Source organism: Shewanella sp. YLB-07, from assembly GCF_009377275.1.
The window spans coordinates 21,837-34,264 of the sequence record NZ_VOQB01000017.1; the positions used below are offsets into that span (position 1 = coordinate 21,837).

Annotated in this window: 10 protein-coding genes; 7 read left to right on the plus strand and 3 right to left on the minus strand. The window is 44.5% G+C overall.

Annotated features, from left to right (window positions below; genetic code table 11):
* Nucleotides 1–323 precede the first annotated feature (323 nt).
* Entirely contained in the window at nt 324–1,247 is a 924-nt protein-coding gene (locus FS373_RS26840; RefSeq protein ID WP_152830983.1) for a retroviral-like aspartic protease family protein, read from the plus strand.
* A 16-nt stretch (nt 1,248–1,263) separates the two neighbouring features.
* On the plus strand, nt 1,264–2,169 hold the full coding sequence (mepA, locus tag FS373_RS26845; RefSeq protein ID WP_227993309.1) for a penicillin-insensitive murein endopeptidase: 906 nt from the start codon (nt 1,264–1,266) through the stop codon (nt 2,167–2,169).
* Between the two features lie 187 nt (nt 2,170–2,356).
* Here mepA and FS373_RS26850 read toward each other — a convergent pair whose 3' ends face one another.
* The 3 genes from FS373_RS26850 to FS373_RS26860 form a co-directional block, all read right to left on the minus strand.
* A complete protein-coding gene (locus FS373_RS26850; RefSeq protein WP_152830984.1) occupies nt 2,357–4,654 on the minus strand; it encodes an aminotransferase class V-fold PLP-dependent enzyme in 2,298 nt (765 codons plus the stop codon).
* 412 nt (nt 4,655–5,066) lie between these two features.
* Complete coding sequence (locus tag FS373_RS26855; protein ID WP_144048156.1) at nt 5,067–5,528, minus strand: YhcH/YjgK/YiaL family protein; 462 nt, start codon at nt 5,526–5,528, stop codon at nt 5,067–5,069.
* Between the two features lie 158 nt (nt 5,529–5,686).
* On the minus strand, nt 5,687–6,127 hold the full coding sequence (locus FS373_RS26860; protein ID WP_144048155.1) for a hypothetical protein: 441 nt from the start codon (nt 6,125–6,127) through the stop codon (nt 5,687–5,689).
* 114 nt (nt 6,128–6,241) lie between these two features.
* Between FS373_RS26860 and FS373_RS26865 the strand changes: the two genes are divergently transcribed.
* The 5 genes from FS373_RS26865 (at nt 6,242) to FS373_RS26885 (ending at nt 12,382) form a co-directional block, all read left to right on the plus strand.
* Complete coding sequence (locus FS373_RS26865; RefSeq protein WP_152830985.1) at nt 6,242–7,300, plus strand: patatin-like phospholipase family protein; 1,059 nt, start codon at nt 6,242–6,244, stop codon at nt 7,298–7,300.
* Between the two features lie 266 nt (nt 7,301–7,566).
* Complete coding sequence (locus tag FS373_RS26870; RefSeq protein WP_144048153.1) at nt 7,567–8,142, plus strand: LON peptidase substrate-binding domain-containing protein; 576 nt, start codon at nt 7,567–7,569, stop codon at nt 8,140–8,142.
* A 281-nt stretch (nt 8,143–8,423) separates the two neighbouring features.
* Nucleotides 8,424–9,350 (plus strand): pseudouridine synthase, encoded by a 927-nt coding sequence (locus tag FS373_RS26875; RefSeq protein ID WP_144048152.1) that lies wholly within the window; start codon nt 8,424–8,426, stop codon nt 9,348–9,350.
* Nucleotides 9,351–9,662: 312 nt separating this feature from the next.
* The gene (locus tag FS373_RS26880) at nt 9,663–11,051 is read left to right on the plus strand and encodes a hypothetical protein (protein ID WP_152830986.1); all 1,389 of its coding nucleotides are present in this window, start codon (nt 9,663–9,665) and stop codon (nt 11,049–11,051) included.
* Nucleotides 11,051–12,382, plus strand: a complete 1,332-nt coding sequence (locus FS373_RS26885; protein ID WP_152830987.1) for a glycosyltransferase family 2 protein — start codon at nt 11,051–11,053, stop codon at nt 12,380–12,382. The genes FS373_RS26880 and FS373_RS26885 overlap by 1 nt, the downstream gene beginning before the upstream one ends.
* The last annotated feature ends 46 nt before the right edge of the window (nt 12,383–12,428 follow it).

The window sequence follows — 12,428 nt, forward strand, 5'->3', positions numbered from 1 at the left end:
ATGAGATGCGTAGCGTTAGTCTGCCGTCGCATCTTATATTGGCTACGTTCACTTGCTTATTTACCTCTGTAAAGAGCGCTAAACAGTAGGGAAGTAATGGACTTATTGTGTTATTCAAGCACTGTCTAACCTGATCATTTTCAATATTTCCCTTCAAACAAGTCGATTTAGTACGCGCGGCAGGACGCCGCGCTTTTTTGAATAAAGATCAAACTGCTGACATTGACCTGTTGTTGAATAATTGATTCAATACAAGCTCAATTGAGTCTGCTTATTGTTTAAATGGACTTAAACTTCACAATAAAATACAAGGATATGTATTGATGCAAGTAAAACCACCTTTCTGCTTTATTACCTCTCTGTTCTTAGCGATCTCTCTGTTTACTCCCAGCTCTTATGCCGTCACCGAATGGGTCGACTTTGAATTAGTTAACGGCCATATTACTTTGCCTGTCACTATTGAGGGTTATGAGGGCCGTGCAATTCTTGATACCGGTGCCCAGGGAAATGCCATAAACCAAAGCTTTATCAACAGACATGAATTGGAGTTAGATAAGTCGGACAAGATCATAGTTCGTGGTGTTTATGGTGAGGAGAAGCGTCAGCGATACAGTAATGTGGAGGTCAATCTGCTGGGTGCCGATATCGAGATGGATAAGTTAGCGTCAGTGCGTTTGGGGCATTATGAAAATGCCTTGCTGTTGGGAGGCTCGTTTTTACGAAACTTTATTTTTCAGTTTGATTACCCCAATAACCGCATGCGATTGTTTATGCGTGACGAAGTTGACTTAGCTAAGCTTGAAAACATCGAAATGCGGATGGATAAAGGGACTAGGCAGCCAATAGTGAAGGTCAAGCTTAATGGTGAGAAAGAGACCTGGCTGATTATGGATACTGGCAACAATGGGGGGATTTTTCTGAAACGTAGCACAGCTGAGAGTCAGGGCTGGCTAGAAGAGTTTGAACTAGACAAGATTTCAAGTTCAGGTGTACTGGGTTCAGGGCAAAAGGATGCATTCATATTGCCTGAGGTACAGTTCGGTCCTTTTACCTTAGAAGATGTAAAAATGTCGGTACCTGAAGAGGGCCAGAAAACCAATATTGCTTCTACTAGCCGTGGATCTATGACACGTTTTAAAGGGAAAAATGTTAAAGGGCTTTTAGGCTATGATGTCTTAAAACACTTTGTGATAACTATCGATTATAAGGCAGGTAACATGCATGTTGGCTTACCTGAAGAGGACTGATATTCAGGGGGGATTTATGAAAAAAAGATGGCTGATATTCTTCCAGTTATTACTACTGTTTATCCCGCTGCAAGCCATTGCCAATGTGTGGAGCGAGATGAAGACGCCTTATCCGGTAACAAATGATCAGCCTGATGGTGAGGTGTTATCCGTTACTAAAATTGGCAGTTTGGCCATTGGCTCCTATGCCAATGGTTGTCTCGCTGGAGCCGATGCCTTGCCATTAGAAGGGGAGGGCTATCAGGTTATTCGTACTTCAAGAAATCGCTACTATGGCCACCCCGAACTTATCTCTTTTGTGCAAGAATTCGCTAAGCAGTTAAACCAGTCAGAAGGTGACGGTTTATTGATTGGTGATATCTCCATGCCCAGGGGCGGGACATTCACCTCGGGCCATGCCAGCCATCAGATCGGCCTGGATGTAGATATCTGGTTTAGGCGCGCCGCTCAGATGCAAACCTTAGCGCGCAGAGAGTCTCCCGAGGAGTTGGATGTCGTCAATCAAGGGGCATTTAAACTCAATGATAACTGGCAAGAAGCGCATGCCGAGATGATTAGGCTGGCGGCCTTAGACCCTAAGGTGGCCCGTATTTTCGTTAATCCGGTGATTAAACAAGAATTATGTAGGAGAAGCTTGCAAGTTTCTCTCTCTGGAAGCACTAAATCGAAAGAGTATAGCTGGCTCAATAAGGTGCGCCCCTGGTGGGGGCATTCCTTCCATATGCATGTGCGTCTGCATTGCCCGCTCGGTGATAGCCTGTGTCGAAATCAGCAGCCTCCAAGACCCGGTAGCGGCTGTGAAGATATCGGTTGGTGGAAGAGGCAACTATCTGGAGTGAAGCAGCCTACAGATAAGACCAAAAAGCCTGAGGCTAAACATGTAAGAGTTAAGCCAGAGCAGTGCGCGCAGCTATTAAAGTAAAAAGTCATTGAATTATCGCTATTTGAATCACTTTCACTGGAATTCCTATCGACTCTAACGAAGCAAGTGCTGTGATAGGGAATAAGGAATGAGGGGCAACCTATTTCAGGACGGGACACGGGACAAAAGGTAGAAAAAAGGCGAATCGATCATCGATTCGCCTGTTCATTTTAAGTTAAGCCAGAGGTTAGCTACTCAAGGCGTAACCGCCCTTGAGATGGGCGATATTACTAAACCCTAATCTTTGCATGGCTTGGGCAACTACGAGTGAGCGACTGCCACTGCGGCACACTAATACCCACTCGTTGCTTTTATCGGCTTGATGCTCTTGAATAAATTGTACTAAGCGTGTCATAGGCACATTAATACTCTTGCTTGTTTCTACAGTATCCATGCCGAGGGAGTGCTGCAGCGCGTATTCGTGAGGCTCACGGATATCCACTAATTTGATCTTGTTTGACTGCCCGAGTTCTAGCTTAAGACTGGAAGCGTCGTACTCCTTGATGGCCAATTTATGGCAATCGGACGTATAGGCGCCGCACATGATCTCGGTGCCAACTTCATCATTAAGGTTTGCGTCTAAGTTTGCTTTTCTACTGACAAACTGGCTCTCGGTGACTTGGCCTTTAAGCACATCATCGAGCAAAGAGTTACGTGTCACTTCGGCCATCAAGCTGGTGGTAAACTCGTTGTTATAGTCATGGCTGGCACAAAGTAAGGTGTTGGGGCCGATTAACTGTTCGAGTTGTTTTAAGCTGTGGAACATTTTATTTGAACTACTGGACTTGAAGTTGGTTCTGCCCAAGCTTCCCATTAGTACGGTATCACCACAGAAGGCGAATCGGGTCGAGCTTTTGAGCTTAGTGATGTCAGATGTTAACAAGAGGCTGATGCTGTCATCGGTATGACCCGGTGAGGCGACTTTTAAAAGAGATAGTTCACCTAGTTTAATCATATCGAGTTCTGTGTCATCAAGCTGTATTTTTTCACTCGCCTCAGGCCAACCTAAGTGATCACATTTTTGATGCTTGAGGTGCTTCTCGGCCAAGGCGACGCGGCCCGAGATATGATCAGCATGACCATGGGTATCGATAATGGCGATTGGCGAGAGTTGCTGGCATTCGAGCAGAGTATTGATACGTTTCTCTAGCTCGGGCAGTGGATCGATAATCAGTGCCTGTTTCGTTTTCAGATCAGCGTAAATCCAGGTGCAACTTGCTCCGCCTCTGAGTTGTACTAAACCATCGAGAGGGGCCTTATCATCGTTTAATTGAGTGTCATCTAACATCAGGCAACTGTGGGTTAAGGCGCTGGCGGCAAGTTGAATTCTGTCACAGGCGGCGTCAACCTCGGTTTGAGTCATAGCTGGACCAAAAGAGAGGCGAATCGCCGACTCACTCTGCCAGGCGGGTAAGCACATGGCATCGAGTACGAAACTGCGGGTGACCTTAGAGCTACAAGCCGAGCCTGAGCTGACACGAATATTAGCGGCATCGAAGAGATCCATGAGCTCCTTGCTGCTAAATCCTGGAACGGCGAAGTTAAGCGTAGTGGCTACACTGTTTTCGAAGCTGTGATTAAATACGATCTCAGGGAAAGCCGCAGTAAGACTCAATACCAGTTGTTGTCTGTATTGTTCAAGTTTCTCAGCAGTCGAAAAACAGGAGTTGTCATGGTCGAGCAGCATTTCGAAGATCACATTGAGGGCGGCAAGTCCAGGTAGGTTTTCTGTGCCTGAACGTAATCCGCCCTCCTGACCGCCACCTGCGATAAAGGGAGTGAAAGGAGCAGAGTCGCGAATATAGATGAAACCAATGCCTTTGGGGGCATAGAGTTTGTGGCCGCTAAATGGGGCGTAGTCGATACTGGTTTCGCTCAGCTTTAGCGGACGCTTCCCCAGAGCCTGAACGCAATCAACCATCCAGAATATATCGGTGTTGTGACTACGAATCGTCTGTTCGAGCCGCTTGAGATCTTGATATACACCGGTTTCGTTATTGACGGCCATGGTACAGATCATCAAGGCATTAGGGACTTCGCGTGCGATGAATTCTAGATCTAAGTTACCTAATGAATCGACGGGAATGGATTTAATCTCGGCATTGAGGCCTAAGATACTATTCCAATGTTCCAGTGAGTTTGGTACGGCTTTGTGCTCGGTGGCACCATAAAGAATTGTGTATTGTTTTCCTGGTTCGATATTTTCTCTGGCCTTTATAAGAGCAGACAGAATACCGGTTTGAATCCCTTCGGTAGCGCCACTGGTGAAGATGAGTTTACCTTGGCCAGTCCCCAGTAATACCTTAGCTCGCTGTCTGGTTTGCTCCATCAAGTTCTTGGCTTGAAGACCTGTGATATGGCTGCTACTTGGATTACCAAACAATTCTTCCATCGCTTTCAATGCAGCTTGTGCAGCTTGGGGAAGTACAGGTGTTGTGGCGTTAGCATCTAGGTAGATCTGGCTTAAATGGGCTACTTGACTCATAAGGGCACTCGTCTTGTTGTTTGTTTTTTCGTTATACAAGTGCTCAATAAATAACATTTATATAACTATTTAATATATGTAATTCGATGTGGTTATATTAGCAGTTTAGCTTAAATGATCAAGATCACGTTTTTAGTTTTTTTAAGTACTGGAAGTATTGATTGATGAGCCCCTATTGGAGCTCATTATCTCAGCAATGTCTGTGATCTCTTGCTGGTTTAGTGTTGGAATTTGGCCTTGACCGTTTCGATCAAGCTATTCCATTGGGAATGAGGTTATCACGACTTCTACGCCCGTAGAGGCGAGCTTTCAAACTCCGCCTTACCGGCTAGTCCTGCGGTGATCACAGTGTCGCTATTAAACTGTACAGCTTTGATGTCTCGTAGGGATTCGGGTGAAATCGCCGTTTAAGTTATATTTTTACTTTTATTACGACTTTACGTACTCGTTGAGGCGATGTGCTAGTACCGGGCATATGCATGTCTTGGGGGAAGAAAATGGCAAACATGCCGGCTTTAAATGGGATAAAAGCAGCTTCACTTTTATTGTTCTCATAATCGAATTCGGCGTAATCATGCTTGGCAAAGTAGGGTTTTGAGGGTGTCTGTTCTGCTAACGGAAGGTAGCCGAACTCCTCTTCACCACTCACCACATATTGCACGTCGATATACTGCTGGTGGACCTCAAAGGGTTCAACTTCTCTGGGTTTAGTCTCGTAGTCATTGACGATAACGAAGAGGTTTTTACCATCGAGTTCATAGTTACCGATATCCACTTTGGTGAAGTCTGTCTCGGCTAAATGAGCTAAAGCTGCTGCTATTCGTGGGCTGATATGTGAGTAAAGGTCTTTGTTATTTAAGGTGTCGACGATCATATTGGACTCTGACTAGTTTGCTATTTATGGCACGAGTTTAGCGTTCATGCCATTTTATACAAGAGCAGTAATAAATCAGAGCACAGGAGAGTCATGGTTTAGATAAATAAAGGACTTAAGGTGCTAGCGCCAAGTATTTAGCGTCTATTTATTAGGTATTAGGTATTAGGTATTAGGCAAGATTTTATCTCAAAAGGAATATTTCGTTTCTCGAAAGCCACTTTCAGTTGTTTAGTTATTTTTGACTTAGGCTTTAGTGGAAAACTTATCTTGCCCTTGGTGGCGTGGATATACAGCTGGTCACCGAGTAAACGTACCGAGTTGATCTCATCATATTTGACTGACAGGTTTTTTGCTGGCCCCCAATCACTCTCTAGAGAAAGCTTAATAAATTTAACTGAATTAGCGGTAAATTGTATCTGTTGTTGCCAGATAAAATATATCCAACTGATGCAGGTGCAGATAAACAGTAGCGGCACTACAAGATCCCAGCCTGAGTCGAAAGAGCTGACCTTAATAATGTATGATATGTAGGCCGTTGAGACAATTCCTATGATCATGCATAGGGTTTTGAAGGGGCGAATCTTGGTGTCTTCCATCTTTGATATTCCTTATCAAGAGTTTTCTATCCTATAAGCTATATTAGCGCCTCTATTTTAAAAAGTTAACTTTTGTTAAATAATGTCACATAAATATTTTTTGGAGTAATTGATTTGCCTGCATTGCGCTTCCTCGCGGGACCGACCGCATACCAAAAGATCGAACAGAGAGGTCTTAAACCTGAGTTATTTTCTCAACTGCTGGCGGCATCCGGTGGTCCTAAATGGATTGGCATAGCCGGGCTAGATAAATACCTATTTGGTGAGTTTTTTAAAGATAGAGAAGAGCCTCTGCACACCTTAGGTGCTTCGTCTGGCGCATGGCGATTGGCCTGTTTAGCTCAGGATAATCCTTTATCTGCTTATGCCCGCTTAGAGGAGCTATATATAGGCCAAAGATATGATATTAAGCCGACTGCCCAAGATGTATCGGATCAGGTTAAGGTAATTATTAGTGGTCTGCTGGGTGATGAGGCGGGGCGAGATATCGTCGGACACCAGATAATCAAGAGTCATTTTTTAGCATGCCGAGGGAAACATCTAAACCGTTTATCGAGCAGGCTAGCATTAGGCTTAGGTCTCGCTACCACGGCGACGGCAAACCTGATTAGCCGCCGCTCGCTAGGGTTTAATTTTGAGCGGTTTCTATTTAGTTCGTTTGATGCAAGTTCTCCCTTCAATACGCTTAACGATCTTCCCAGTAAGCATATAGGCTTGAGTGAAGATAATATTGCTCAGGTATTATTAGCTACTGGGTCTATTCCTTGGGTGCTGGCACCAGTCACCGATATCTCCGGAGCGCCGCGGGGGCATTATTATGATGGTGGCATCACAGATTACCATTTCGATTTGCCGCTTTCACATGCTGAAGGCCTGACAATCTACCCTCATTTCTATTCTAGAATTACTCCTGGCTGGTTCGATAAATCTTTGCCTTGGCGCAAGGCGAAAACGAACTATCACAATGCACTGATAGTGGTGCCCAGTGATGAGTATCTAGCCTCTTTACCCTATGGGAAATTACCCGATCGTAGTGATTTTAAATATCTCTGCAGCGAGGAAAGAATGGCATATTGGCATAGGACTATCACTATGAGTGAGGTGTTAGCGGATGAGTTTGCTGAGGTGATGGCTCGGGGGGCTATTATGGACCGTCTCGAGCCTTTCTATTAACTTCGCCATACTCTATTGCAACAAATACTGGCTAATATGTGTCTAATACAGTGAAGGAATAGTCTAGCTTGAGTGCCGTAAATAGTGTTGGGATTAGGCAACAAAAACTGACTTTAGCCTTACTTTGTCTTCATAAAGGCTCAAACTTGTTCAATTAGCAGTTAATTCTGCAACTGCTACACTTTAGGAATATTGCCTTGGCAGTTTCCAAATTCGAGAGAGACAGCGCTTTTTGTCAGTCACTTAGCCTTAGGCAGGAGGTTACGATGCGAACACAGGAGATGGCGTTAATCACGCGTGATGCCGTGTTATTGCCCGATGGCAGACTCGAAATTAGAATCGTGGGCCCAGCATATTTAAAGGTGATTGCGGATGTGCTTAAAGGTAAGTATCCATTAGCTTTCGGGATGTTGCTGCCCAACGGTAAGCCTCCCTGTTATCCCAATGCCACTCAGTGTGAAATCATCGATTTCAACCTACTCGATGATGATTCATTAGGCATAGTTCTGGAAGGAAAGCAGAGAGTGAAGGTGTTATCTGCGGCTCAGAAAAGTGATGGTGTGTGGATATCTAAAACCTTGCCTGGTAGTAATTGGTGCGAAGAGCCAATAAGAGGAGAGTTTGAATTGATCAGTGCAGCTTTAGAGCAGTTTTATGAAGTGAATCCTGATCTATTTGGCCTCTATTCCAATCTACATCTCGATGATGCGACCTGGGTCAGCCAGCGTTGGCTCGAGGTGCTTCCCTTGTATAGCAAAGATAAGCAAGTTTTGTTGAATCAACCCGATTGCCACAAGACCATGAACTTCGTGCTTGAGCTGATCAAATCGCACGCGGACTAATGTGCGAGGCCGCTGCGCTTCGAGAACGTTTCGCGTCAAGAGCGTTCGCAAGCTCACTTCTAGGACGCCGACAAGTTGGCTGCGAGCTAAAAGCAAAAGCTTTTCATCTTCTGACTTTTCTTTTCCTCGCAGTCGCAAAGCGACGTCCTCGGAGGCGCTTCTCAGCCGTTCTAGCAGGGTGAAACCCGTCCTCGGAAGCGTTTCATAGCCGAACTCGCATTTTCGTAGCAGCTTTTCTGTTAAAATCCCCCTGTCTTTATGCTGATCTTACTAGAGTTAACATGCCTTCATCCGTTCGTGCCTCTCAGGCTTCCTATGTGGTACTTCCTGAAAATGTGACCGATAAACCGACCGTACTGAGCTTTCTTGTCGAACGTTTCGAACAGGTTGGAAGTGAGATTTGGCGAGAGCGTATTATTGATGGCAAGGTGCATTGGCAAGATGGCTCTCTTATCGAGTTAGGCACAGCTTTCAAACCCAGAGCGCGAGTCTATTATTACCGTGAGGTCAAGTCTGAGGCTAAGGTGCCCTTCGAGGAGAAGATTCTCTACCGGGATGAGCAGATCATATTAGCCTTTAAACCTCACTTTTTGGCGCTTCACCCCAGTGGTAATTTCGTTAATGAGTGTCTAGTTAATCGATTACGGCTTAAAACCGGTATTGAGACACTAGTGCCCGCTCACAGGCTAGACAGAGCGACGGCGGGTATAGTGCTTATGGTCCTCAATCCCGAGGCACGTACTCAGTATCACGATCTGTTTAAGAATCATCAAATAACCAAAGAATATCAAGCGTTAGCTATATTAACTCCCGAGCTGTTGGCTCGCTATCAAGCTGGTGACTTGGTGCTTCCGATCCATTGGACGGTGAAAAACTGCATGGTGAAAGGTGAGCCATCCTTTACTATGAAAGTGGTCGAGGGAGAGCCTAATACCCATTCAGAGATCAGCTTGATTCAGGTGATAAATGAAATAGGTGTTTTTGACTTATCTCCTATTACGGGACGCACTCATCAGCTAAGAGTACATATGCAAAGTTTAGGCATGCCCATACTCAATGATACTTGCTATCCAAATTTACAGCCTAAGTCTGCTGATGACTATGCCCGTCCATTAAAACTAGTGGCTAAGCGATTGAAGTTTAACGATCCTCTGACTTCGCAGCCCCATGATATTCAGGTCGACGGGATCACATACCTATTGAAATGACTTTTTGAGTTTACTTTCTCTCCTTCTCCCTCTGCCTTCTCTCATTTATCAGTTTGATTAATCCTTGTTCATCTCGGTTGTACGTCACCTGCTACTGAAATAAAATGCTGCACCTATCACGATTTTGTAGCTAATAAAACCACAAAATCGATACAAGAGAAAATAATAAACTTCACTTGTTGGTTTTTTGGTGTTTGGTTGTCGGTAGTGTTGGTATTTTGTTGTAAAAGTGTTCTCTAGTGAGCCTAAATATGGCTTGGTTATCTATGCTTAGATTTGTAGTAAAAATTTATTAGAAGTAGGCGGTATTTTATGTTGGTCAAGGGAAAGAGTAATGAAGAAGATCTAGACCAGGAGGTATTACTCTGGTTAGGTCAGGAACAACCTAAATTGCCCGACTCCAGATTTGAATATTTCAGTTCATCGAGTGAAATTTTTGTTGAGCAATTAACGCCAGATTTAATCGTGTTGTCTATGCAAGATGAAGCACAAGATGAAGTGCTGATGACATTACGCCATCATGAGTTAACCTCTCATTGTCTGATCTTAGTTTTGCAGGAGAGTGTGCTATCTCCTTACCTTGCTAACGGGATATGGAATGAAGACTATGACCAGCAGTATCAAACGTATAAGTCTCGGAGGCAGCAGGTCAAACTGCGCTATTTTGATGATATTGCTTATAAGTTACTGGTATATCTTTGGTTACATCCAGAGTTCACTCTAACGCCTCACAGTGTTCCCTCCACTAGAACGCTATTTAATTACCCCTTACTTAGTTCCTGGGAAATGGCCCCCGAAGAGAGCTTTTCTTGGTTGATATCACTGCAACGTAAAGGTTGGATTGAGTCGAGCAGATTAATTAATCGAGTTCGTTTTTGTGATGCTTGCCAATCAGGCCACCTTAACTACATAGATACTTGCCCTCAATGCCAAAGCATTGAGATTGAAATGCAGTCAAGCTTACATTGTTTTAATTGTGGCCATATAGGCAAGCAGGATAGTTTTAAGAAGCAGCTAGGGCTTTCGTGTCCTAATTGTTTGCAAGACCTGCGTCATATTGGTGTCGATTATGACAGGCCCATTGAAAATCAGCACTGTAGCAGCTGCGACTCTCTTTTTATTGAAGCCAATGTGGAGGCCGAGTGCCTACATTGCAAGATTCATAATAAGCTGTCTGATCTGCAAGTGCGTAATATTTATGATTATTGTCTTGAAACGGGTGGCAGGCGTCTGGTTCGTCAGGGAAAAGATCAAGGGCTATTTGCCTTGGTACCTGGCGATGCTATGACCAATACTCAGTTCGATTGGTTGATCAATTGGCAGAACCAGTTAGCCATTCGTCATGGACATGATCATACGATAGTGTCGCTTCAAATGTTAAACCTCAATGAGTTTCTTACCCAAGAAGGAGAAGCTAAGGGATTCGCTCATCTCGATGCGTTGCTGGAAAGGATCCGCAGTACAATTCGTACCACTGATGCGTGCACCTACTCGACTGAGCATGGCCTACTCTTGTTCTTGCCATTCACTGAAGTAGATCAAATTAAGGTTATCTATAGCAAGATTTTTGAGCTGAAAAGTAGACTGACGGCCTCTAATATTGAGGTTAAGGTTAGGGCTATCGCATTACCCGATAAAAATTGGGGTGATGATGTTCAGGCATGGTTAACTGACAAGTTAGCGAGTGCGGAACCACTCTGATGCTAAGTGAGTTTAATACAGTCAGCTATATTGCATTGGATATCTGGTATCAGCTGGGAGAACACTTAGTCTTCTTTGTTTGGCTTATTCCTTTAGTGCTTATGTATGAGATGCCTCTGATGATCATTGTCGTAGGAGGCATCCTACGTTGGTATTACAGCACTTTTATGATTCCACCTAAAACGTCATTGTTTAAGCCTAAGGTGACTTGTGTCATCACTTGCTATGCCGAAGGAGATGCAGTTAAGTCGACCATAGACTCTTTTGTCGAGCAGACCTACGATGGAGAGATTGAGATCATCGCAGTCGTAGATGGTGCGGTGCAAAATGCCGATACCTATCGCGTGGCGATGGCCTGCGCGAAGGCTTGTAAGACTGAAAAACGTAAGGTTATCGTGTTGCCTAAATGGCAACGGGGGGGGAGGGTCTCCACGCTTAATGCCGGTTTAAGCATGGCATCGGGGGAGATTGTTATCAATGCCGATGCAGACACATCATTTGATAATGATATGGTCAACCAAGTTGTCCCTTACTTTGAAGATCCTAACGTGCCAGCCTTAGGCGGGGCGCTCAGAGTTCGAAATATCAATGAGTCTATCTGGACTCGTATGCAGTCTATTGAATACTTGATCTCCATGCAGGGAGGAAAAACCGGGCTGGCTCAGTGGAACTTTCTTAACAATATTTCTGGTGCATTCGGTGTGTTCAGACGAGAGTTTCTGATGCAGATTGGAGGTTGGGATACTCATACGGCTGAAGATCTCGATTTGACAGTTAGAATTAAGCAGTATTTCAAGCGACACCCGAACTGGAAGATCCCATTTGCTACCTTAGCGATTGGCCATACGGATGCCCCTGCGGATCTCAAAACCTTAGTGATGCAAAGATTGCGCTGGGATGGTGATCTCTTGTTTCTATACTTCCGTAAACATTGGCCGGCATTCACGCCTAAATTGTTAGGCTGGGGCACTTTCTTATTCACCTTATTCTATGGTTTCTTACAAAATGTCTTGATGCCTTTCATAATAGTGCTCTACGGCGCAGGCATTATCTTGCTTTATCCGTGGCAATTTATTGCGTCAATATCCGCTGTTATATATAGCCTCTATTTCGGGGTGTTAGTGTTTTTCTACCTCTTGGTGTTGTTGGCTATCTCAGAACGGGTGAAGCAAGATTTAAGGCTCGCACTCTGGCTTCCCCTGTATCCCTTTTATGCACTTTTCATGCGTCTGGTTTGTTTGTTCGCCTTGATCAATGAGCTGGTCAGACGTTCACATGAAGAAAGTTCCATGGCCCCATGGTGGGTGCTCAAACGAGGACGAAAATTTTGAATCATAAGTTATTAATTAGAGCCACAAGACAGAGAATCAAGCAGGA

Coding starts and splice junctions, on each gene's coding strand:
- FS373_RS26860 (WP_144048155.1), bottom strand. CDS start 6,127: ATGGAAGACACCAAGATTCGCCCCTTCAAAACCCTATGCATGATCATA.
- FS373_RS26875 (WP_144048152.1), top strand. CDS start 8,424: ATGCCTTCATCCGTTCGTGCCTCTCAGGCTTCCTATGTGGTACTTCCT.
- FS373_RS26870 (WP_144048153.1), top strand. CDS start 7,567: ATGCGAACACAGGAGATGGCGTTAATCACGCGTGATGCCGTGTTATTG.
- FS373_RS26880 (WP_152830986.1), top strand. CDS start 9,663: ATGTTGGTCAAGGGAAAGAGTAATGAAGAAGATCTAGACCAGGAGGTA.
- mepA (WP_227993309.1), top strand. CDS start 1,264: ATGAAAAAAAGATGGCTGATATTCTTCCAGTTATTACTACTGTTTATC.
- FS373_RS26840 (WP_152830983.1), top strand. CDS start 324: ATGCAAGTAAAACCACCTTTCTGCTTTATTACCTCTCTGTTCTTAGCG.
- FS373_RS26885 (WP_152830987.1), top strand. CDS start 11,051: ATGCTAAGTGAGTTTAATACAGTCAGCTATATTGCATTGGATATCTGG.
- FS373_RS26850 (WP_152830984.1), bottom strand. CDS start 4,654: ATGAGTCAAGTAGCCCATTTAAGCCAGATCTACCTAGATGCTAACGCC.
- FS373_RS26855 (WP_144048156.1), bottom strand. CDS start 5,528: ATGATCGTCGACACCTTAAATAACAAAGACCTTTACTCACATATCAGC.